The sequence below is a fragment of the Acinetobacter sp. Leaf130 genome (assembly GCF_001423205.1).
GTDB lineage: Bacteria > Pseudomonadota > Gammaproteobacteria > Pseudomonadales > Moraxellaceae > Acinetobacter > Acinetobacter calcoaceticus.
Map to the genome: position 1 here is coordinate 113,807 of NZ_LMOE01000001.1, position 22,485 is coordinate 136,291.

The 22,485-nt window shown below is 37.0% G+C and carries 18 protein-coding genes and 1 pseudogene; 13 read left to right on the forward strand and 6 right to left on the reverse strand.

The window, feature by feature from the left end; all coding sequences use genetic code 11:
* Positions 1 to 42 precede the first annotated feature (42 nt).
* A complete protein-coding gene (locus ASF86_RS00525) occupies positions 43 to 1,341 on the reverse strand; it encodes an MFS transporter (RefSeq protein ID WP_056478463.1) in 1,299 nt (432 codons plus the stop codon).
* Between the two features lie 238 nt (positions 1,342 to 1,579).
* Between ASF86_RS00525 and def the strand changes: the two genes are divergently transcribed.
* Together def and ASF86_RS00535 are read left to right on the forward strand one after the other, a co-directional pair.
* Positions 1,580 to 2,062, forward strand: coding sequence for a peptide deformylase (gene def, locus ASF86_RS00530; RefSeq protein WP_003653096.1), 483 nt, complete (start codon positions 1,580 to 1,582; stop codon positions 2,060 to 2,062).
* Between the two features lie 177 nt (positions 2,063 to 2,239).
* Positions 2,240 to 3,562: a glutaminase gene (locus tag ASF86_RS00535; RefSeq protein WP_004641747.1), complete on the forward strand. Its 1,323-nt coding sequence runs from the start codon at positions 2,240 to 2,242 to the stop codon at positions 3,560 to 3,562.
* On the opposite strand, the gene ASF86_RS00540 is transcribed toward ASF86_RS00535, so the two are convergent.
* A complete protein-coding gene (locus ASF86_RS00540; RefSeq protein ID WP_056478465.1) occupies positions 3,529 to 4,317 on the reverse strand; it encodes an AraC family transcriptional regulator in 789 nt (262 codons plus the stop codon). The two genes, ASF86_RS00535 and ASF86_RS00540, sit on opposite strands and share 34 nt — an antisense overlap.
* A gap of 105 nt (positions 4,318 to 4,422) precedes the next feature.
* Here ASF86_RS00540 and ASF86_RS00545 point away from each other — a divergent pair, with 105 nt between their 5' ends.
* Positions 4,423 to 5,643, forward strand: coding sequence for an MFS transporter (locus ASF86_RS00545; protein WP_056478467.1), 1,221 nt, complete (start codon positions 4,423 to 4,425; stop codon positions 5,641 to 5,643).
* 69 nt (positions 5,644 to 5,712) lie between these two features.
* Here ASF86_RS00545 and ASF86_RS00550 read toward each other — a convergent pair whose 3' ends face one another.
* Positions 5,713 to 6,858, reverse strand: a complete 1,146-nt coding sequence (locus ASF86_RS00550; protein WP_056478469.1) for an aldose epimerase family protein — start codon at positions 6,856 to 6,858, stop codon at positions 5,713 to 5,715.
* Positions 6,859 to 7,049: 191 nt separating this feature from the next.
* On the opposite strand from ASF86_RS00550, the gene ASF86_RS00555 reads away from it, so the two are divergent.
* The 3 genes from ASF86_RS00555 to ASF86_RS00565 all read left to right on the forward strand — a co-directional run bounded on the left by ASF86_RS00555 (position 7,050) and on the right by ASF86_RS00565 (position 10,642).
* Positions 7,050 to 7,511, forward strand: coding sequence for a hypothetical protein (locus ASF86_RS00555; RefSeq protein ID WP_056478471.1), 462 nt, complete (start codon positions 7,050 to 7,052; stop codon positions 7,509 to 7,511).
* An 81-nt stretch (positions 7,512 to 7,592) separates the two neighbouring features.
* Positions 7,593 to 9,317 (forward strand): ATP-dependent nuclease, encoded by a 1,725-nt coding sequence (locus ASF86_RS00560; protein WP_056478473.1) that lies wholly within the window; start codon positions 7,593 to 7,595, stop codon positions 9,315 to 9,317.
* Complete coding sequence (locus ASF86_RS00565) at positions 9,305 to 10,642, forward strand: UvrD-helicase domain-containing protein (protein ID WP_056478475.1); 1,338 nt, start codon at positions 9,305 to 9,307, stop codon at positions 10,640 to 10,642. The genes ASF86_RS00560 and ASF86_RS00565 overlap by 13 nt, the downstream gene beginning before the upstream one ends.
* Before the next feature lie 12 nt (positions 10,643 to 10,654).
* Here ASF86_RS00565 and ASF86_RS00570 read toward each other — a convergent pair whose 3' ends face one another.
* The gene (locus ASF86_RS00570) at positions 10,655 to 11,530 is read right to left on the reverse strand and encodes a LysR substrate-binding domain-containing protein (RefSeq protein WP_081407597.1); all 876 of its coding nucleotides are present in this window, start codon (positions 11,528 to 11,530) and stop codon (positions 10,655 to 10,657) included.
* A 184-nt stretch (positions 11,531 to 11,714) separates the two neighbouring features.
* Here ASF86_RS00570 and ASF86_RS00575 point away from each other — a divergent pair, with 184 nt between their 5' ends.
* The 5 genes and pseudogenes from ASF86_RS00575 to ASF86_RS19900 form a co-directional block, all read left to right on the forward strand.
* Positions 11,715 to 12,464, forward strand: a complete 750-nt coding sequence (locus ASF86_RS00575; protein ID WP_056478479.1) for an SDR family NAD(P)-dependent oxidoreductase — start codon at positions 11,715 to 11,717, stop codon at positions 12,462 to 12,464.
* 77 nt (positions 12,465 to 12,541) lie between these two features.
* Positions 12,542 to 13,843, forward strand: a complete 1,302-nt coding sequence (locus ASF86_RS00580; protein ID WP_056478481.1) for an MFS transporter — start codon at positions 12,542 to 12,544, stop codon at positions 13,841 to 13,843.
* A 19-nt stretch (positions 13,844 to 13,862) separates the two neighbouring features.
* On the forward strand, positions 13,863 to 14,708 hold the full coding sequence (locus tag ASF86_RS00585; protein WP_081407598.1) for a transketolase: 846 nt from the start codon (positions 13,863 to 13,865) through the stop codon (positions 14,706 to 14,708).
* Between the two features lie 10 nt (positions 14,709 to 14,718).
* Complete coding sequence (locus ASF86_RS00590) at positions 14,719 to 15,723, forward strand: transketolase family protein (protein ID WP_056478484.1); 1,005 nt, start codon at positions 14,719 to 14,721, stop codon at positions 15,721 to 15,723.
* Positions 15,724 to 15,835: 112 nt separating this feature from the next.
* A pseudogene (locus tag ASF86_RS19900) lies at positions 15,836 to 15,961 on the forward strand (hypothetical protein); the annotation flags it as partial.
* Positions 15,962 to 15,970: 9 nt separating this feature from the next.
* Here the strand turns inward: ASF86_RS19900 and ASF86_RS00595 are convergent.
* A complete protein-coding gene (locus ASF86_RS00595; RefSeq protein WP_056478486.1) occupies positions 15,971 to 16,174 on the reverse strand; it encodes a hypothetical protein in 204 nt (67 codons plus the stop codon).
* Positions 16,175 to 16,509: 335 nt separating this feature from the next.
* Between ASF86_RS00595 and ASF86_RS00600 the strand changes: the two genes are divergently transcribed.
* Together ASF86_RS00600 and ASF86_RS00605 are read left to right on the forward strand one after the other, a co-directional pair.
* On the forward strand, positions 16,510 to 17,790 hold the full coding sequence (locus tag ASF86_RS00600; protein ID WP_056478488.1) for an AAA family ATPase: 1,281 nt from the start codon (positions 16,510 to 16,512) through the stop codon (positions 17,788 to 17,790).
* Between the two features lie 3 nt (positions 17,791 to 17,793).
* Positions 17,794 to 18,696, forward strand: a complete 903-nt coding sequence (locus ASF86_RS00605) for a DUF4435 domain-containing protein (protein ID WP_056478490.1) — start codon at positions 17,794 to 17,796, stop codon at positions 18,694 to 18,696.
* 40 nt (positions 18,697 to 18,736) lie between these two features.
* On the opposite strand, the gene metH is transcribed toward ASF86_RS00605, so the two are convergent.
* Complete coding sequence (metH, locus tag ASF86_RS00610) at positions 18,737 to 22,423, reverse strand: methionine synthase (protein WP_056478492.1); 3,687 nt, start codon at positions 22,421 to 22,423, stop codon at positions 18,737 to 18,739.
* Positions 22,424 to 22,485 lie beyond the last annotated feature (62 nt).

The window sequence follows — 22,485 nt, forward strand, 5'->3', positions numbered from 1 at the left end:
CCACGCAACTGGCGTGGTTTTTTATTTAATAGATAAGCTCTTTTAATATCTGGACTTTTCAAACTTATTCCAAAATACAAATGCAGTCACAAAGGCCAAAATGGTGAGCGCAAAAATATAATACATCGCACCGATATCACTATATTGACTAAGCCAATGGACTAAAGGCAACGTCATACCGCCAACAATTGCATAAGATAAATTATAAGAAAATGAAATGCCCGAGAAGCGAACGGGTGCGGGGAACATTTTAACCATGCTGCTCGACACCATGCCAACAGTGCCTGAGCAAAGACCTAGCAACATATATAAGCCAAAGATAGTTGAATGTGCGGCATGGCCCAAACTGTTATAAAAAAATGCTGCTGTGAGTGCTACGGCAAGCGCCCCTACCATCATCACTTTGCCACAGCCAAAACGGTCAGCAAAATAACCAGCCAAAATACAGCCAACCATTTGCATGACAATGGCTGCGCTTTGCATTTCAAAAGTCTGAGCACGTTCAAAACCAAATGAACCAATCAATAAATTTGGCATGGCTAAAATCACCACCACCACACAGCCTGTTAAAAACCACGTAAATAACATGCCAATCGCAACGGCTGTTTTATGTGTTTTTAACACTTGTTTAACCGGCATTTCTTTTGAGATTTCTTTACGTGCCTGCATTGCTTTAAACACAGGTGTTTCTTTTAAATAGGTCCGTAAATAAAGTGCTACAAGGCCAAAAATACCGCCTGCAATGAAAGGAATACGCCAAGCCCAGTCGTGAATCTGTCCCTCACTAAAATTCAGCGAAATCCATAGCGACATGAGCGCACCCAACAAAATTCCTAAAGACAGTCCGGCAGTTAATAAACCATTGGCCAGTCCAATTTTTCTTTCGGGAACATGTTCTGACACAAATGTCCAAGCGGCGGGAATTTCACCCCCAATTGCAATACCTTGCACCACACGCATGAGCAATAAAAGTAGCGGTGCCAAATAACCAATATTTTCAAAAGTGGGCAATATCCCGATAAACAGAGTAGGCAGCGCCATCAGCAAAATAGAAAGCGAAAATAGTTTTTTACGCCCGACTAGATCGCCAAAATGGGCCATTACAACCCCACCTAACGGCCTAAAAAAGTAACCGGCTGCAAAAATACCGTAAGTATTGAGCATGGCCCAAAAAGGACTAAGCGTACTTGGGAAAAAGAGGTCGGAAATGATTTTGGCGTAGAACACATAAATCACAAAATCGTAAAACTCTAAAGCGCCACCGAGTGAAGAAAGGGCGAGGGTTCGTTTATCTTCTTTATTCAGATAGTTCGCATCCTGCAACGTTAATTCTTGATCCATTTTTTACTTAATTGTTGTAATTGAAGCTTGGATATTAATGGAAAAGTGAATTAAAAGTAAATGGAGGAAATTTGTGCTATAGATGAGTGTAGATTGGGTTCACCAAGAAAAGACAAAACGGTTTAAAACTAAAAACGCTTTAGATTAAACAAAAACAGATGTAGGAATGGCTTTTCTTTTGAGCCGTTCAGCGACACAATAAAACTTGTCATAGCTAGTTTAATGAGAGATTCAAGGGATGAGTGTAGTTTTACCTGTAGCTAAGCGCGGTGAAGACATTTTAAAACTGATTGCTGCACCTGTCTCATCTAGTGAGCTGAACAGTGATTGGCTTTATGGGCTTGCAGCCGCTATGCATGCCACTATGCTTGAACGTAATGGTGTAGGAATTGCTGCACCTCAAGTCTATATCTCTAAACGAGTCATTATTGTGGCTTCTCGACCAAATCCACGCTATCCCGACGCACCTGAAATGGATGCGGTGGTGATGGTGAATCCTGAGATTTTAGAGTTTTCGAGTGAAACCCTCTTAGGTGAAGAAGGCTGCTTAAGCGTGCCGGATGAACGTGGACAAGTCGAACGCGCAGAAATGGTAAAGGTTAAATATTCAACACTTCAGGGTGAATTCGTTGAAACGATTTTTCACGGTTTTCCTGCTCGTATTGTTCAACATGAAGTCGATCATTTAAATGGAGTGTTATTTGTAGAAAGAATAATCTAATTTTCTGTTTAAAGTTTTGAAAAAGGTATAATGAGCTTGAAATAAAGAAGTCAACGGAATTACAATACTTATATCGTGATTTTTAATTCATTCAAAAAGTATAATTTTAATATTATCAGCAGGTTGTGCTGAAAAATTGCTCTAAAGCGCAAATCTCCTCATTTAAGGTTACGGACCATGAAAACCCCTCTCCCAGATTATTTGGCAAATGTGATAGAAGCCTGTGAGGTAGATAATAGCGGGCATCTAGCTGACTATATTCCAGAGTTGGCAAATGCAAATCCAGACCGATTGGCTTTGGCAATGTCTACGGTAGATGGTGAAATTTATTCGATCGGCGATGATGATACTGAATTCACCATACAGTCAATTTCTAAACCATTTGTATATGCTTATGTTTTACAACAGCTTGGCATTGATGCGGTACTCGCTAAAGTCGGGGTGGAGCCTTCAGGAGAAGCTTTCAATGAAATTTCATTGGGTAAAGATGGCCGTCCGAAAAACCCGATGATCAACTCTGGCGCAATTACTGTACATTCATTGATTCAGGTCAAACATGGTCTACATAGTGCAGAAATTCTACGCCGTTTTATGAGCGAGCTTGCTGGTCGCGAATTAAGTTTTGATGAGTCTGTTTACGATTCGGAAGTCAAAACAGCCTATCGTAATCTTTCGATCGGTTATATGTTGCGAACTGTCGGAATTTTAGAAACTGATCCAGTCGATATTGTGAATGGTTACATTCGTCAATGTGCAATCATGGTTACAGTTAAAGATCTGGTACGTATGGGCAGTGTACTTGCCAATGGTGGGGTCGACCCTAAAACCGGAAAACGCTTATTGAACCGATCTGTAGTGAGACAAGTACTCAGTGTCATGATGAGCTGTGGTATGTATGATGCCGCAGGTGACTGGCTTTCAACTGTAGGTATTCCTGCTAAAAGTGGTGTAGCTGGCGGTATTTTGGGTGTGCTGCCGGGTCAGGTCAGTATTGCTGCTTTTTCACCTCGACTAGATGAGCATGGTCATAGTATTCGAGGTATCGATATTTTAGAACGATTATCTCGTGACATGGGATTACATCTCATGGAAGGTACACCTTCTGCACAAACCATTGTACAAAGCCATTACCGTACAGGAAAAGATGCGTCATTAAGTGTGTATGTGCTTCGAGGTGTATTGAAATTTACCGAAGCTGAAATGTTGTTGCGTATTTTACAAGACGAGACAACTGATCAAAGCACAATCGTGATTGATTTGACCCAGATTTCGCTTATCCATGATGTGGGTAAACGTATGTTTTTAGAAGGCGTAGATCGTCTGATTGATGATGGTCATACACTCGTTTTGGTTGATCCTGAACAGCGATTAGATCATGCGAGAACCGGCAAAGATCGAGAACTTCATGTCTATCATGATTTCGATGATTTGCTCGAAAAGCATGACCTACCTGCAAAAAAAAAGACTTATAACGACATCGCGGCACTTCTAAATTGCTGAGGTGTTTTTCCGAGATGTCGTTTAAACATCGCACTGAATGCACTGGGGTTGTTATACCCCAGTGACTCGGAAATTTGAGCAATAGATTCACCATTCGCAATTTTACTCAAGGCAAGTGCGATATGCATTTGCTGTACCCATGCTCGATAAGACAACCCAGTTTCTTTTTGGAACATACGCATTAAGGTTCTCGAGCTCGCACCAATATCATCAGCCCAATCTGTTAAATCTTTTGAGTAATTAGGCGCGTGTAATAACGCTTGGCAAATTTTTAATAATCGTTTGTCTTTTGGCCACGGAATCTGGATAGGCAGCAAATTGGCCCGATGGATTTCTTCAAAAATCAAAATTTGTAAAGAACGGGAAAGCTCTTGAGAGGTGACAATATTTGGAGTCTCCTCTTGTTCAATTTCATTCAAACGAATCAAAAGCTCATGCAACAGGTTGCTCACCCGAATAATAAAGCAATGTTGCCCCATTAAAGCAGCTGCATTTACTTCAACCAATGCTGTATTTAACTTAACGTGACTCAGTGAAATGACACTATGCTCGACATGGGCAGGAATCCATAACGCACACATGGGCGGCACAATCCAGACATTGTTCGGTGTAAACACCTGAATGTTTCCTGTAGACGCATATAAAAACTGAGCGCGGGTATGTGTATGAGTCGGCGTGATTTCTCGGTAGGCATGCTCGGAAGATAGCCCAATCACAAGTTCAGACAAATCAGACTGAATAAGAGAATCGGACATAATCTATCCTAAAAATTGTCACTTATACGGTGATTATTGGAAGATAACTTTATAAGCGACAATTTACAATAAGCACCTTACTTAAAATATTGGAGTTTTTCAGGTATGACGTCTTCAATACAATTGAAAGATGGTATTGCCAATACCGTTGCAAATGATCAGCCTCAAGGAATGATTATTAAAATTGTAGGTGCTGTGGCGGTTGCACATTTACTGAATGATTTGATTCAAGCCGTGTTACCAGCTATTTATCCAATGCTCAAAGCAAACTTTTCGCTGAGTTTTGCTCAAGTTGGCCTGATTTCATTTGTATACCAAATTACAGGTTCACTGCTACAGCCTTGGATTGGACTTTATACTGATAAACATCCAAAACCTTATCTTCTACCACTCGGAATGGTCGTCACATTCTGCGGTATTATCTTGTTGGCATTTTCACCAAGCTTTACTGTGTTGTTATGTGCATCCGCGCTGATTGGGGTAGGTTCTGCAACTTTTCACCCTGAAGCTTCACGTGTGGCTCGAATGGCATCGGGTGGACGTTTTGGTACGGCTCAATCGACTTTTCAGGTGGGTGGAAATACAGGCACTGCCATTGGTCCATTGTTAGCAGCTTTGCTGATTGTACCGTTTGGACAGCATGCAGTTGCGGGCTTAGTTATATTTGCACTTTTAGCCATTTGGGTTTTATTTGGTGTAAGCCGTTGGACGATTGGTCATGCAAAAAATCAGGTAGTTACACGTGCAAACCAAGCACAGAGTAAATTACATGGTGGTAAGCTCATTATTGCCTTGAGCACCATTAGTGTGTTGATGTTCGCTAAATTTACCTACATTGCCAGCATTAGCAACTACTTCACTTTTTACTTAATTCAAAAGTTCCATATCAGCATCCAGACCGCCCAGTTGCATTTGTTTGCGTTTTTGGCAGCTGTTGCTTTAGGTACATTTGCAGGTGGCCCAATTGGTGACAAGATTGGTCGTAAAGCTGTTATCTGGGTTTCATTTGTGGGTATGGCTCCATTTGCATTAATGATGCCGTATGCAAACTTGTTCTGGACAACAGTCTTATCAATTATTACTGGTTTGGTGTTGTCGTCTGCCTTTGCTGCAATGGTGGTTTATGCACAAGAAGCTGTTCCGGGCCGTGTGGGGATGATTGCTGGTTTAATGTTTGGTCTTATGTTTGGGGTAAGTGGTATTGCCGCAGCAGGCTTAGGGCATTTGGCCGATGTTAACGGCATTGAATGGGTATTTGGATTGTGTTCATTGTTACCATTATTAGGTTTCGCAACCGCATTTTTACCAAATACAAAAGTTAAATAAATGAAAAGACTCTCAGTCATATTAAACTGAGAGTCTTTTTTTGGATGAATATAATTCTAATTAAAAAGACTATTTTTGAATACCAAATTTAAATACGGTGACACTGTTATACGTTTGATTTGGGTTCAAACGTGTAGAAGGAAAATTCGGTTGATTGGGGCTGTCTGGAAAATGCTGTGTCTCTAATGCTAGAGCATCTGCTTGTCGATAAAGTACACCGTTTGCACCTGCAACATTTCCTAATAAATGATTCGCCGTATACATTTGAACGCTTGGTTCAGTGGTTAGGACTTGCATAGTCCGTTTAGATTTTGGGTCAACAACACTAGCAGCAAGATTTAATTTCCCTTGAGGCTTTTGATTAATCACCCAAGTTTGGTCATAGCCATATCCATACGCCAATTGCTGATGATTCGCTCGAATATCTTTTACAATTGCTTTAGGAGTCCGAAAATCAAAAGGCGTACCTGCAACTGAAGCAATTTCACCTGTTGGTAACGAATTTTGATCGGTTACCAATATACGGTCTGCATTGAGCTGTACAACATGATCGAGTATGCCATAAGGGTTATTGCCAGCACCTGACAAGTTGAAATAACTATGGTTGGTGAGATTGACGACGGTCGGTTGATCAGTTTTAGCCTTATATTCAATCTGGAATTCATTTTGATCTGAAAGACTGTAGATCACCTCCACATCTAACTTTCCGGGAAAACCTTGATCACCATTTGGACTGGTTAACTTAAGAGAAGCTTTGACGGTTTCACCTTTAGAAACGAGGGGCTTAACTTGCCAAACACGCTTATCAAAACCAGGATTACCGCTATGTAATGAATTCGGTCCATTATTTTTTTCGAGGTTATATGTTTTCCCTTCTAAGCTGAATTTAGCATTGCAAATACGGTTCGCATAACGACCAATTAATCCGCCAAAATGAATGCCTTCCTTGGTATCAGTTACTTCATAGCCTTTTAGATCATCGAAGCCCAAAACAATATTATTTTGTTTACCTTGCGCATCGGGAGTCAAAATCTGTGTAATTACGCCACCAAAACTAATAAAAGAAACAGAGACTCCTTTGTTATTGCTCATGGTGTATAGATCAACTTTTTGACCATCTTGAGTTGTTCCGTATGGTTTTACATTTAATGTGGCTGCATTCGCAATTTGTGCAAAGCTATAGATCGTAAAACTTAAAATTACTAATTTTTTCATGTTTATACTCCATTTTGTAATGGTAGGATATTGATGAATATAAGATTGATTTTTCATCTTTTTAATGAGTTTTTTATTATATGGTGTTAATGATTATTAACTCAGTTCATTTTAGGTATTGAACAAACTGACACCTTTTAAGGTTATAAATAAATTAACTTTATTATCAAAATTCAACAGTAAGCTATTTTATGACTCATTCTGACTCGGCTTTAAAATTTTCACTCGGTCTTAATGGCCTATCATTTGACATAGACAATCAACATATTCAACTTGAACAGGGCTTGAGTTTTATTAATTCAAAAAGCATTAGCCATGGTGTGATTGATGAGCTAGCTATCGAAAAGATGATTCATTTTATTGAAGAAATTATAGAGTCTCAGCCACTCAGAGACCTAAATATAAGTGGTGTAGCTGTTACGTCTGATACAGCCATGACACAACTCAGTGAGTTATTTTTTAGTGCTAAAAAGCAAATCAGTCGCATTGAGCTTGAGCATGGATTCAATGAATTTATTGAGCATTTGAGCTACTACACAAGCCAAGTAGTCCCAAATCAGCTTTATATTTTTACCTACTTTGTGTTTATTCGAGAGATGATGCATCACTTAAGAGTTGAGCAAATTCAGATCAACTTAAAATTAAACGATTAAAGTAAGTTTTAATTATTCTAAATATTGATTTATTTTTAATTAATAGTTAAATTTAAATTTTATATTTAAAGATACTTAATTATGTTCAATAAATTAACAATTAAGAATTTTAGGAACTTTCATAACATAGAAATAGAATTAACTAACAAAAACATTGTAATTGGAATGAATGATGTCGGGAAAAGCAATTTTTTACACGCTCTAAGATTAATATTTGATAAGAAAGTACGTTTTGAGGAAATATGTGATACTGATTTTCATCAAAAAAATACTAGTTTACCTATTAATATAATTATAACTTTAGATATTTCTGATGAAAGTAATGAAGATGTACAAAAGGTTTTAGCTTGTGTAAAAGAGGCTAGAACACAAGAAGATTCAAAATTATTTTTTATTAAGTTGGAAGTTGAAAATAATCTAAGTAATGGGTATTTAAAGCATTATACATGGGGTGATGATCTTTTAAATTTAAAAGAAATAAAAACAAAAGGATTAGGTTATTTATTGTTAGATGATATATTTAATATTATTTATATTCCTTCTCATATTGAGACGGCAAAAATTTTTAACGATATTAGAAGAAATATTTTACAGGAAATAGAATATAGCGCTGATGATGAGAAAATCAAAGGCGAAATATTTGATGGTTTAAAAGGAGTTAATAATAATATAGAGAAATTATCATCTGTTAAAAATATTGCAGAACAAATTAATAAAAATTTAGAAATTTTTGATGAATCTTATAAAGTTAAAATTACATCACAATCAGTAGTAGATGATTTACATAAACAATTGAAAATTTTTACCTATGAAAAAGATGAAGATATACTATTTCCTGCATCTGGAGATGGTAGACAGAAAAAAATTATGTATGCTATGTTGCATTATTTCTTACAAAAAGAAACTCGAAAAATTCCTTTGTTACTTTTAGAGGAGCCAGAAAATCATTTATATCTTACTGCACAAATAGATTTGTCAGATACCTTATTTTCATCGAGAGATATAAAATATATATTTATGTCAAGTCATTCTTCACAGTTGTTATATTATATAAATAGTGATTGTAGTTTGATAAGGCTTTATAAAAATAAGAAAAGTGCCTGTAATAATACTTCCAGTAACTCATCTAAAATTAGTGAAGAGTATCATCAATTAAAAAAAATTTATGTTGAAGATATGAGTAAAGGGTATTTTGCAGATTGTGTATTATTAGTTGAAGGGTATTCTGAAAAGCTTTTATGTGACACTATTTTGAAAAAAGTATTACCACAAAATATTTATCAAAGGCTTTATGTCTTACCAGTTTTAGGTACTAATTTTAAACCTTATAGAGATTTATTATTAAATTTAGGAATTGATGTAATAATTAGAACGGATAATGATATTTATAAGAATGATATATATGGGCTTAAAAGATGTTATAAAATTATAGGGAAAAAATTTAAAAAAACAGTTCCTGAAGAAATTAAAGGTAGTAAATCAGAAGGTGAGCTAATATTAAATAGTAAAAAAAATAGACTTAATGAAATCTATAGAAGAATTATATCTTTTTTGAAAACTAAGAAAATATATTTAGCTGAGATAGATTTGGAATATGATCTTAAAAATGCTTTAGAAGAAAGTGGTATAGTAATGTGTAATTTTGAGGGAGAAGATATATCTAATACAGATTTAGTAGCAAGATTACAAGATAAGAAGTGGCATAATATGTATATATTTTTAAGAGATAATTCGGATAAATATAATAATATTTTTAATGATAAAAGATTTGAATTTCTAAAGGAGGTTGAGTTATGTCTGAATTAGAATTTACTGATGAACAAAAAAATATAATTAAATGTATTGATGATAATATTATTGTTTCAGCTTGTGCTGGTTCGGGGAAATCATCAACTTTGGTTGAAAAAGCTTTATCCGAAATAACTAATATTCAAAATTGGAAAAAACTTTCAATTCTGACGTATACTAATAAATCTAAACAAGATTTAGAAAAAAAGATTTATAATGAAAAGATTGTAATAGATACTTTTCATGGGTTTATATATAAAAATATTTTTCCTTTCGATTATGAGATTTCTCAAAATTTTATTGAAAATTTTACTTTTAGAGCAAAAACATATGAACAGTGGTGTAATAAGTTATATGATGAAAATATATTAGTTAGTTCTTTTGGTGGAAATGATTTTGTAATGGAACATACTCTATATTTGATGAAAAGAAAGAATCTCTTATCTTATTTAAAGTCAAAATATTATGCTATTTATATAGATGAAGCTCAAGATAATAATTATCATCAATATACTTTGTTAGAGGAGTTTATGAAATTAGGAATTAAATTGTTGATGGTAGGGGATCCAAATCAAACATTGTATCAATTTAGGGGGGCAAGTCCTGAAGATTTTAAAAAATATTTCTCTGATAAACGCTTTTCTTCATTTAGCTTAACAAAAAATTTTAGATGTCATGATATTATTGATAAAATAGCAAACAGTTATTGTTTTCCTGATTGCAATATTAATGATGCTAGTTTCGGTTATTACTTGATATCAAGTTCAAATTTAGAAGAAATAGTCTCCACTTATTCTAGCGAAAAAATTGCATATCTGAGAAAAGCTAATGCAGATTTGAGTGATTATTCGGGTAGATTTTCTATAATAAAAGATTTGGCATTTGATAGTGATGTTTCTGAAATTGTGAAGAATATTGTTTTATGTTTGCTTAAGTTTAAGTTTCAAAAAACTTACTATTTATACAGCTTGTTTGATGATTTAAAGATTGATGGAAATTTATATTCAAGTCAAAATCAGAAAAAATTAATAGAATTTCTTAATTTTTTAATTGAAGAAAAATGTAAGAAAAGTCTAATAAATTTTCTTGTTTTATTATTATTGGATGAATATATTGAAGAAGTTTTTAATATATATATACAGTTAGCTGATGATCCAATAACTAAGAATTTTTTTAATAATTTGAGTTTACATATAACTATGACTGTTCACTCATCTAAAGGGCTTGAATTTGATAATGTAATAATTAATAAAAATGATTTTTTTTATCAGCAGGAATTACAAAAAAATAGTTTTTATGTTGCTTTTACTAGAGCAGAAAAAAGAATTTTTGTAATTTATTAAAAATATTAAAATTTATTCTGCCAACTCATCATGAATCCAGTTTAAAAACAGCTCAATTTTAGGAATAAACTGATGGGTTCGCGGGTAAACCAAATGATGAGCAGAAATAGGAATCGATAGCTCATCTGCAAAAACTCTAACCAACTTTCCAGATTCCAAATAATTTTGAGTAAGTAAATTACTTTCTAAAACAAAACCTAGTCCGTGTGTGGCTGCTTCAAGTGACATGTAAGAGCGGTCAAAACTCAAAGTATAGGGAAACTCAGGAATGCTTAAGCCCTGATGCGCAAACCACTGGGGCCAAGTGACTAAGGTTGAGCGCGATAAAATCAGTTCTTTTTTTAATAAATCTTGGGGCTTATGCACTGGGCTACGCTCAAGTAACTTAGGCGATGCAAGCACTTCTAGCTTTTCATTACGAATCGTTCTGATTTCTACCCCTGTCCAGTTGGGCAAACCATGTCGAATATCTATGTCGATCTTATCGCGAGTAAAATGCAAATTTTCATAAGAACACGACAGATTGACCTGAATCATTGGGAACTTTTCTTTAAATGATTCGAGGCGTGGCAGTAGCCAAAGCAAACCAAAACTTGGGGATGAATGAATATATAAACTGTCTTTAGGGCTTTTATCGGCAGCTTTTTCAGTGGCTAACATCAGGTTATGCAAGATGGTCGTGACATCCTGAAAATAGCGTTCACCTGAAGGGGTCAGCGTCACACCACGGGCACCGCGAATAAATAAACTCTGCCCAATCATTTCTTCTAGTTTGGCAATTTGGTGACTGACTGCTGAAGGCGTGAGATTTAAATTCTCTGCTGCCTTTGCAACATTGCCAAAACGCGCAGTTTGTTCAAAAGCCTGTAATGTTTTAATTGAGGGCATCTGGTTGAAATTGTTTTCACTACTATCCATGAAATGATCCGTTTTTATCCCTAAAACTTATTTAAAAATAGCACAGGCATGAATTTTTTTCATGCCTTGTTGAATTCGAGATGATTGCTGGAACTTCTGAAAAAAGAGAATCTAAGTCTGAGCTCAGGAAATAAAGTGTAAAAGAGGATTCAACATGTTACTACAAGGAAAAGTGGCATTAATTACCGGTGCAGCATCAGAACGTGGAATTGGGCGAGCAACCGCAGAAATCTTTGCACAACAAGGTGCCAAAGTCATTATTGTTGATTTAGATCTTGCTCAAAGCCAAAACGCTGCAAAGGCACTTGGAGAAGGGCATTTAGGTCTTGCTGCAAACGTTGCAAATGAAGAGCAGGTCAAAGCAGCTGTTGAACAAGCTATACAACACTATGGAAAAATTGACATTTTAATTAATAATGCAGGCATTACCCAACCTGTAAAAACACTTGATATTCAACGCAATGATTATGACCGTGTTTTAGATGTCAGCCTGCGCGGAACACTCATTATGTCACAAGCTGTTATTCCATCCATGAAAGCAAATGGTGGCGGAAGCATTGTGTGTCTATCTTCTGTTTCAGCACAACGCGGTGGTGGTATTTTTGGCGGGCCGCATTATAGCGCTGCAAAAGCTGGGGTTTTAGGTTTGGCAAAAGCGATGGCTCGTGAGTTTGGCTCCGACCAGATTCGTGTAAATTCTCTTACTCCGGGTCTAATCCAGACTGATATTACGGGTGGTTTAATGAATGATGACCGTCGTCATGACATTCTTGCTGGTATTCCGCTCGGCCGTTTAGGTAAAGCGCAAGATGTTGCAAATGCAGCACTGTTTTTGGCAAGTGATCTGTCAGCGTACTTAACGGGTGTAACACTCGATGTAAATGGTGGCATGCTGATTCACTAAAGCTTGCCATTTAAAAACTAAAAATAGAATGATGGTCACAAGAGGATACTGTGGCCAAATGTAAAGGGATTCGCATGATGGATACAGTATTTTCATCTGAAGTAGATACGGCAGTTCGTAAATCGGCGTATCGAAAAATTGCATTTCGGCTTATGCCATTTTTAATGCTTTGTTATTTTTGTGCCTATTTAGATCGAGTAAATGTAGGTTTTGCCAAGCTCCAGATGATGAGCGATTTACAGTTTAGTGAAGCTGTATATGGGCTAGGCGCAGGGATTTTCTTTATTGGTTATTTCCTTTGTGAAGTGCCAAGTAACATCGTACTCCACAAAGTAGGAGCAAGACGCTGGATTGCCCGCATCATGATTACATGGGGCATTTTGTCAGGCTGTTTTGCCTTTGTTCAAACCGAATGGCAATTTTACACCTTACGTTTTTTACTGGGTGTTGCCGAAGCGGGTTTGGCCCCAGGCTTATTGCTTTACCTCACTTACTGGTTTCCGTCTTATCGTCGTGCACGCATGACCGTACTTTGGTTTATCGCTATTCCAATCTCGGGCATGATTGGTGGGCCACTTTCGGGTCTAATCATGGACCGAATGAGTGGTGTGCATGGCTGGTTTGGCTGGCAGTGGATGTTTTTAATTGAAGCGATTCCTACGGTTGTCGTCGGTTTGCTGGTACTCGGTGTTTTAAAAGATTCCGTTCAAGACGCGAACTGGCTAACTCAAGACGAGAAAAACTTGGTGAAGCAAGAGCTTGCTCAAGATAACCAACACAAAGAAGGCCACGGTAGCGTTAAAGAGTTTGTCGCGGATAAACGTTTATGGTTACTTGCAGGCATTTACTTCTGTGTGGTGATGGGCCAATACGCCATTACCTTTTGGCTACCTACTCTCATTCGTAACTCAGGCATCAGTGATAACTGGCATATTGGGCTACTTACGAGTCTTCCTTATATGTGCGCCATTGTGGTTATGCTTTTGGCAGGGCGTAGTGGTGACCATTTCCAAGAACGCCGTTGGCACTTAATTATCCCAATGTGTGCGGGTGCGGTCGCACTTACACTTGCGACTTTGCTCGCCTCAAATCTGACACTTTCTTTAATTTTCCTCTGTATTGCAGCCTCAGGTGTGCTCACTGCATCTTCTTTATTCTGGATGTTACCAACCAACTTTTTGGGTGGTGTTTCCGCAGCAGCAGGTATTGCAGCAGTCAATAGCTTTGCCAACCTTGCTGGATTCTGCTCACCTTATTTAATTGGTTGGGTCACCACCCACACAGGTTCAAATGCAATCGGCATGTTCTTAATCACAGCAGTATTAATTTTCGGCGCCAGTTTGGTTCTGCGCGTTCCGGCAAAACTGGTCAATCGTTAATAAGGAATAGTAAATGACAATGTTAAATGTTGATAAATCAGGCCAAATTGCCGAATTGCAACAACGTGCCTACCACATTCGCCAACATGCTTTACGTATGGGGCAAGTACAGGGCCAAGGCTATGTTGGACAAGCATTAGGTGCCGCAGATCTACTGGCCGTATCTTATTTTCATGCCATGAAATATCAACCAGAAAACCCAGAGTGGGAAGGCCGTGACCGTTTTTATCTCTCTATTGGACACTATGCAATTGCACTTTATGCAGCCTTAATTGAAGCAAACATTATTCCGCTTGAAGAACTTGAAACCTACGGTGCAGATGACAGCCGTTTACCGATGTCAGGCATGGCTTCTTACACACCAGGTATGGAAATTACAGGTGGCTCATTAGGTCATGGTTTGGGGATTGCAGTAGGCGCATGTTTAGGACTGAAACAGAAAAAGTCGGATGCTTTTGTTTATAACTTACTGTCTGATGGCGAGTTAAATGAAGGCTCGACATGGGAAGCGGTGATGTCTGCCTCTCATTGGAAACTAGATAATCTAATAGCGATTATTGATGTAAATAACCAACAGGCAGATGGATACTCAAGTGAAATTTTGGCTTTTGAACCCATTGTAGATCGTTGGCAGTCATTTGGTTGGTACACCCAACGCGTAGATGGCAATGACATGGAAGCTTTACTTGAGGCATTCGATCAAGCACGAAACCATGAAGGAGCATGCCCGCGAGTCATTATTTGTGACACCAAAATGGGCAAAGGCGTGTCGTTCTTGGAAAGCCGCGAAAAAACACACTTCATTCGTGTTGATGAACATGAATGGGATGACGCTTTAAATATTTTGACCCACTACGGACAGTAAGGAATATACCATGAGCCAGTTAGCCAATCCTCCTAAGAAAAAACTAACCACTTCGGCAATGATTGCTTCTATTGCTGCCGAGGGTCAACCGACCAAACCAGCGCCATTTGGACATGCACTCAATGCCTTGGCAAAAGAGCGTGATGATATTGTAGGTTTGTCAGCAGATTTATCAAAATATACTGACCTGCATATTTTTGCTAAAGAAAACCCAGACAAGTTTTTCCAAATGGGCATGGCAGAACAACTTTTAATGAGCGCAGCAGCAGGACTCGCGCGCGAGGGATTTGTTCCTTTTGCAACCACCTATGCTGTGTTTGCATCACGCCGTGCCTATGACTTTATTTGTATGGCTATTGCAGAAGATAACCTGAATGTCAAAATTGTGGCGGCACTTCCAGGGTTAACCACGGGCTATGGTCCAAGTCATCAGGCAACGGATGATATTGCAATTTTCCGTGCAATGCCGAACCTGATGGTCATTGACCCATGTGATGCCTTGGAAATTGAACAAGCGATTCCTCAGATTGCCGCTCATAATGGCCCCGTATATATGCGTTTATTGCGTGGACAGGTTCCATTAGTACTCGATAAATACAATTATCAGTTTAAATTAGGTAAGGCGCAGGTGATTAAACCAGGTAAAGATTTACTCATTATTTCGACGGGTTTATTGACCATGCGTGCGCTTGAGGCAGCTGAAGAGCTTGAAAAAGAGGGTATTGAGGTTTCGGTGCTGCATGTACCTACAATTAAACCTTTAGATGAACAAACTATTTTGGATGAAGTCGCAAAAGGCGGACGACCTGTTTTAACTGCCGAAAACCATTCTGTGATTGGTGGATTAGGGGAAGCAGTTGGGTCATTGCTTTTAAGAAATGGGCAACACCCTCGTTTTGATATGATTGGTTTGCCAGATGCATTTTTAGATGCAGGGGCATTACCTACTTTACATGATCGATATGGTATTTCAACTGAAGCAGTTAAAAAGAAGATTAAGTCACATTTGAAGTAAAATTCATGTGGGTTTGATATAAATAGTATCGAAAGGAAATCTCTTAATCTTAAAGATTGGGGGATTTTTTTATTTACGGATTGTTTAATCTAAAATTGCTAGGTAAATGGATTTTATTGAGCATTTGAGCTACTACACAAGCCAAGTAGTCCCAGATCAGCTTTATATTTTTACCTACTTTGTATTTGTTCGAGAGATGATGCATTACTTAAGAGTTGAGGAATTTCAAACCATATAAGAATTGACTTTAAAAGCGTAAAAAATAGGGAATAACGGATAATAGAGTACTAATGCCACTAAGCAAGACATTACCTTCAATAAAATAAGGGAAAATCATTAAAACTAAACCCACAGTAAAAGGCACAGTCATTTTTTGCTTTTTTCCATAGAGAAAATAGCCGAGTCCAATTGAGCTAAAGATTACGCCGAGAAAAAGTTGGGTAGTGTTCATGATGATGTTTCGTGTATTGTTATTCTCTGCCAGATATTATGCCAAGATTCTTAAAAGAAGATATGAAACTAAAGCTTTGTGATGCAAGCTTATAACAAGCGCTAAAAACTTCCATCACATTAATTACAAAGCAATATGACTGATGCAGAGTAATGGCTTTGGCAAAGATTATGAAGGAATTTAATTCTTGGATGTATCCTAATAAATTTTATAATAGCAATATTACATAAGTGAAATATTTAAAGAATATTTTAAATATCTATTTTTTTTGTGATAATATTAAAAAATTTATAAAACTTTAGATTAAATATTTAGTGGTAATTTTTGGGTGTTAAATGACTGAATTAAGTGTAAAAATTATAGATTTTAAAATAGAAGGCTTTAAAGGTCTGAATCATGAAATATATGCTAAATTCTCAAATGATGAAGCAACAGTGTTATATGGAGATAATGGTTGTGGTAAAACTACATTCCTAAAAACTTTGGCATTCTTTTTACAAAAAAATGATGTGGAGTTAACTAAACTGAATATTAAAAAAATTACAGCTACATTTTTTTATCATAATAATGAGGTTGAAGTTTCAGTTTTTAATAATCCAGAATTACGAGAGTTAGTTTGGAATAACAATAGTATAATTCTTGATAATCTAAAATCATTGTCATTAGGAGTAGAAAGAGGAGGGATTGCACAAACAACTAATATACCAGAAGAAGTTATCTATGATTATTTTAGGTTTTCTAACCACAACCTAAATGTTACCCCAGCTATTGCAAGAGAAATAGCATATGATTTAGCACAAAGAGCAAAAAAACATAATTTATTGTATAGAAAAAGAAAGAATATTAATTCTCAGATTGATTTTGATCAAAATCATTTATTTATACAAGATATTAAAATGGAGGTTATTGAAAATTTAATATTTACAAACTATAGGAGAGCAAAATATAGATCTACACACAGAATCCAAAATGCTTTATTTGATACTTTATCTGATGCTGTCGCGATAACTGAGAAAGTGGAAGAAAGTGACTCTTATTATGAAGAACAATTAATTCCTTTGCTTCAGGAAAAAAGTGAAAGGATAATTGAAGCTTTAATAAGTAGTGAAGATAATAGATTTAAAAATATGTTAATTGAAATTCTTGGTGATATAAAAAATTATGAAATACAACAGCAGATTCTTGATAATAAGTTATTAAGAAAACTATTTGCGAATATGTTGTTAGAGTTAGAGTACGAAAATATTCATTTAAGTACTATTAATAATTTAATTGAAACATTTAATTCATTCTTAAGTGAAAATAAAAAATTAGTTGTAAACGTTGATAGATTAATTATTGAAGTTGATGGTGTTGAACATTCGATAGAGGAGTTATCAAGTGGTGAAAGACATATGATAACGTTCTTATCATTGGTACTCTTTGTTGGTAATAATAGAAACTTCTTAATTATTGATGAACCGGAGATATCACTAAATATAAAGTGGCAGCGAAGTCTTATAAAGTTGTTCAAAGAACTACTGCCCAATGTTCAAATTATTGTTGCATCGCACTCTCCATTCCTAGCTAAAAATAATCCTGAATATTTAGCTAAATTGAAAGTTGGAGTAGAGTAACATATGAAATCAGTAATTGATGCAAGTGAGCTATTGACAATTTCTATAATGCAAGAATGTCCTATTATAATAGTTGAAGGTATAGGTGATATTCCTATATATGAAAAGATTTTTTCAACTATGCTTGATGAGTTTGAAATATATACATCTGAACAGATTAATGGAATTGAACCAGGTTGCCGAGGTGTAGAGAAAATAATAAGAATTGTTAATGAGGGTTATGACATTAATTTTATTAAAAAGTACATTGCTGGAATTATTGATAAAGATGTAAAGGATTATAGAGGAGAATTAAGTAATATTGATAACTTGGTTGTTACAGACTATTATTCAATGGAAACTCATTTTATAGCTAATATAGTTGTTAAAAAAATATTTTCCAACTTTATTAGGATCCCTGAATCAAAAATACCTGATGTATTATTACATGAATTTTGGGATTTTTTCTATTTTGAGTCGGAATATCTGTATTTAGCATCTTTGGATGCGTTGAGAAAATCAATTAATAGTGAAGCAGATGCTATATTCACATACACGTCAAACTATAATGAAACTAAAAATAGAATTGTTCAAGCAAAATTACAACAAGAAAAGATTAGAAATTTAATATTTGCATTTAAGCTTGGCTTAGAGTTTGATGTTGAATATTTAAAAAAAATATGTAAGGGGAAGTGGTTTCTAGAATTTTTTTGTGAAAAAATTAGTTATTTTATTACTAATGAAATCACGATTTGTCAAAATAATGAATATAAATGTGATATGTGTGTAAAAGGGAATAGCGAAGGTTGCTTATATAATTTTCGAGTACGACCTACTCCAAATGCAATTGAAGCAACAATTTATTCTTATCTTGAGTTTGGAAATTTTGAGTTTATTAGAAATAAAATAATAAAAAATTTCAGCTAATAAAAAATCCCCTCAATTGAGGGGATTTTCCTTTAATAACTTAAGCAATCGAATCATCCAAATTCGGCCCTAACCAACGCTTCGCTTCATCAAGTGTCCAACCTTTACGTTTTGCATAATCTTCAAGTTGGTCTTGAGAGACTTTACCCACGTTAAAGTATTCACTTTGTGGATGCGAATAATAGAAACCACTTACAGAAGATGGTGGCATCATCGCAAAGTGCTCAGTGAGTTTAGTGCCGATTTTGTCTGTAGAACCTAACCAGTCAAACAACACCGCTTTTTCAGAGTGCTCTGGACACGCTGGGTAACCCGGTGCAGGGCGAATACCGACATATTTCTCTTTAATCAGTTCTTCATTGCTGAGCTGTTCATCAGCTTTATAACCCCAGAACTCTTTACGAATGCGTTCATGTAAGTGTTCTGCAAATGCTTCAGCAAAACGGTCTGCCAACGACTGTACTAAAATTGCAGAGTAGTCATCACCTTTAGCTTTGTACTCATTTGCCAATTCTTCTGCACCAAAAATCGATACAGTGAATCCACCTAAGTAGTCCTGTTGCTCACGGTCAGTACGAATGTAATCTGCCAAAGACAAGTTTGGTTTACCTGTGACTTTGTCAGATTGCTGACGTAAATGTTCAAATGTGTGCGTAACATTTTGACCCGCTTCATCAAATACGCTGACGGTGTCGGCGTCAGTGCGCTGAGCAGGGAACATACCAAATACAGCACGTGCATCAAAAAGGTTGTTGTCGATAATATCTTTCAACATTGCTTGAGCTTGGTTGTACAAATCTGTTGCAGCTTCGCCAACCACTTCATCTTGTAAAATTTTCGGGAACTTACCAGCCAAGCTCCAAGAAATAAAGAATGGTGTCCAGTCAAAATATTCAACCAATGTTTCAAGCGGGTAATTGGTTAAGACTTGAGTTCCCAAAAGATTTGGTTTTGCTGGAACGTAACTTTCATCAATTTTAAAGCCATTTTGAACAGACTCTGCATAAGTCAGTTTTGCTGCTTTTGGTTGTTTGTTGGCTAAGCGCTCACGAATTTTGGCATATTCAGCACGGTGCTCTTCAATGAATTTTCCACGCATTTCTTTTGAAAGCAGGGTAGTTGCAACACCCACAGCACGTGAGGCATCGGCAACATAAATCACCGCATCGTTATGGTATTGAGGATCAATTTTTACTGCTGTGTGTGCTTTCGATGTCGTAGCACCACCAATCAATAACGGAATGTCAAAGCCTTTACGTTGCATTTCTTTCGCAACAAACACCATTTCATCTAAAGATGGAGTAATCAGACCTGACAACCCGATGATGTCACATTTTTCATCAATCGCAGTTTGCAAGATTTTCTCACAAGGGACCATCACACCAAGGTCAACAATGTCGTAACCATTACAGCCGAGTACAACACCCACAATATTTTTACCAATATCGTGTACGTCGCCCTTAACAGTTGCCATCAGGACTTTACCTTTAGATTGGCTACCTGTTTTTTCAGCTTCAATGTACGGGTTGAGCCAAGCCACAGCTTGCTTCATGACACGTGCAGATTTCACAACCTGTGGTAAGAACATTTTGCCTGAACCGAATAAGTCACCAACCACGTTCATACCGTCCATCAAAGCGCCTTCAATCACATCTAAAGGACGTTTGGCTTTTAGGCGAGCTTCTTCTGTGTCTTCGTCAATGTATGTGGTAATACCTTTGACCAAAGCATATTCAAGGCGTTTTTCTACAGGCTCGTTACGCCATTCAAGGTTTTCGGCTTCACGTTGTGTTCCGCTATAACCACGGTATTTTTCAGCGACTTCAAGCAGTTTCTCTGTGGCGTTTTGACCAGATTCACCTTGGTTCTGGTTTAAAACAACATCTTCAACTGCATCTTTGAGTTCTTTAGGAATATCATCATAAATTGCCATCTGACCGGCATTTACAATCCCCATGGTCATGCCTTGTTTAATGGCATGGTACAAGAACACAGAGTGAATTGCTTCACGAACAGGCTCATTTCCACGGAATGAGAACGATACGTTCGATACACCACCAGAAATCATGGCATGAGGTAAGTTCTGTTTAATCCAACCTGTGGCTTCAATAAAATCGACACCATAGTTATTGTGTTCTTCAATCCCTGTTGCCACTGCAAACACGTTCGGGTCAAAAATAATATCTTCAGCAGGGAAGCCTACATCGTTAACCAAAACATCATAAGAACGTTTACAGATTTCACGTTTACGTGCAGCAGTGTCTGCCTGACCTGTTTCATCAAAGGCCATCACAATAATCGCGGCACCATATTGACGGCAGAGACGAGCTTTTTCGACAAACTCGTCATAACCTTCTTTTAAGGAAATCGAGTTAACAACTGGCTTACCTTGTACGCATTTTAAGCCTGCTTCAATGATTTCCCATTTTGATGAGTCAATCATGATAGGTACACGTGAAATATCTGGCTCAGAGGCCACAAGGTTTAGGAAATGTACCATCGCATTTTGCGAATCGAGCATCCCTTCATCCATGTTAATGTCAATAATCTGGGCACCAGCTTCTACTTGCTGCTGTGCAACTTCTAAAGCTTCGGCAAAGTTTTCTTCACGAATTAAGCGTAGGAATTTTTTTGAACCGGTAACGTTAGTACGTTCACCCACATTAACGAACAATGAGTCATCATAAATATTAAATGGTTCTAAACCACTTAAGCGGCAAGCTGGCTTAGTTTCAGGAATTTGACGGGGTGCAATGTCTTTTACAGCATTGGCAATAGCACGAATATGATCTGGCGTTGTACCACAGCATCCACCTGTAATGTTAATGAGGCCACTTTCTGCAAATTCTTTTAAGAAGGCAGCAGTTTGTTCTGGTGTTTCATCATATTCACCAAAAGCGTTTGGTAAGCCAGCATTTGGATGGGCAGAAATGAAAGTATCAGCAACATCAGACACAGTTTTAACGTGAGGGCGCATGGCATCTGCACCAAGGGCACAGTTAAAACCAATTGAAAGTAAATCACCATGGCGTACAGAGTTCCAGAACGCTTCAGCAGTTTGACCTGTTAAGGTACGACCCGATGCATCGGTAATAGTCCCTGAAATCATGAGTGGTAATTCATGACCAATTTGCTTAAAGACTTCTTTCACCGCAAAAATTGCAGCTTTACAGTTTAATGTATCAAAAACGGTTTCAATCAGAATGATATCTGCACCACCTTCAATCAGCGCATGAGTGGCCTCAATATAGTTTTCTTTTAGCGCATCAAAGGTAATGTTACGAAAGGCAGGATCATTTACATTTGGTGAAATTGAACAGGTACGCGATGTTGGGCCGAGTACACCCGCTACAAAACGAGGTTTGTCAGGTGTTGAATATTTTTCACAGGCTGCTTTGGCTAAACGGGCTGCTTCACGGTTAATCTCGGGAACAAGGTCTTCCATGTGGTAATCAGACATAGAAACACGTGTGCCGTTAAAGCTGTTGGTTTCAATAATGTCTGCACCAGCATCAAGGTAAGCTTCATGAATGCCTTGGATGATTTCTGGCTGTGTCAAAACTAAAAGGTCATTGTTACCTTTTAAGTCATGTGCCCAATCAGCAAAACGCTCACCCCGGTAGTCGGCTTCTTCCAATTTATGGCGCTGGATCATCGTTCCCATTGCACCATCAATAATCAGAATGCGTTTAGCAAGAAGCGCTTTTAGGGTGGCAAGCGTAGACATAGAAAACCCCGATCTTTTATATGAATTTAAAAATGCGGCGCTATTGTAACAGAATAGCAGCA

Bases quoted from the DNA above. Each gene is read 5' to 3' on its own strand.
- ASF86_RS00580 (WP_056478481.1), top strand. From the start codon at position 12,542: ATGGATACAGTATTTTCATCTGAAGTAGATACGGCAGTTCGTAAATCG.
- ASF86_RS00585 (WP_081407598.1), top strand. From the start codon at position 13,863: ATGTTAAATGTTGATAAATCAGGCCAAATTGCCGAATTGCAACAACGT.
- ASF86_RS00540 (WP_056478465.1), bottom strand. From the start codon at position 4,317: ATGTCCGATTCTCTTATTCAGTCTGATTTGTCTGAACTTGTGATTGGG.
- metH (WP_056478492.1), bottom strand. From the start codon at position 22,423: ATGTCTACGCTTGCCACCCTAAAAGCGCTTCTTGCTAAACGCATTCTG.
- ASF86_RS00545 (WP_056478467.1), top strand. From the start codon at position 4,423: ATGACGTCTTCAATACAATTGAAAGATGGTATTGCCAATACCGTTGCA.
- ASF86_RS00535 (WP_004641747.1), top strand. From the start codon at position 2,240: ATGAAAACCCCTCTCCCAGATTATTTGGCAAATGTGATAGAAGCCTGT.
- ASF86_RS00590 (WP_056478484.1), top strand. From the start codon at position 14,719: ATGAGCCAGTTAGCCAATCCTCCTAAGAAAAAACTAACCACTTCGGCA.
- ASF86_RS00550 (WP_056478469.1), bottom strand. From the start codon at position 6,858: ATGAAAAAATTAGTAATTTTAAGTTTTACGATCTATAGCTTTGCACAA.
- ASF86_RS00555 (WP_056478471.1), top strand. From the start codon at position 7,050: ATGACTCATTCTGACTCGGCTTTAAAATTTTCACTCGGTCTTAATGGC.
- def (WP_003653096.1), top strand. From the start codon at position 1,580: ATGAGTGTAGTTTTACCTGTAGCTAAGCGCGGTGAAGACATTTTAAAA.
- ASF86_RS00595 (WP_056478486.1), bottom strand. From the start codon at position 16,174: ATGAACACTACCCAACTTTTTCTCGGCGTAATCTTTAGCTCAATTGGA.
- ASF86_RS00570 (WP_081407597.1), bottom strand. From the start codon at position 11,530: ATGCCCTCAATTAAAACATTACAGGCTTTTGAACAAACTGCGCGTTTT.
- ASF86_RS00575 (WP_056478479.1), top strand. From the start codon at position 11,715: ATGTTACTACAAGGAAAAGTGGCATTAATTACCGGTGCAGCATCAGAA.
- ASF86_RS00600 (WP_056478488.1), top strand. From the start codon at position 16,510: ATGACTGAATTAAGTGTAAAAATTATAGATTTTAAAATAGAAGGCTTT.
- ASF86_RS00525 (WP_056478463.1), bottom strand. From the start codon at position 1,341: ATGGATCAAGAATTAACGTTGCAGGATGCGAACTATCTGAATAAAGAA.
- ASF86_RS00565 (WP_056478475.1), top strand. From the start codon at position 9,305: ATGTCTGAATTAGAATTTACTGATGAACAAAAAAATATAATTAAATGT.
- ASF86_RS00560 (WP_056478473.1), top strand. From the start codon at position 7,593: ATGTTCAATAAATTAACAATTAAGAATTTTAGGAACTTTCATAACATA.
- ASF86_RS00605 (WP_056478490.1), top strand. From the start codon at position 17,794: ATGAAATCAGTAATTGATGCAAGTGAGCTATTGACAATTTCTATAATG.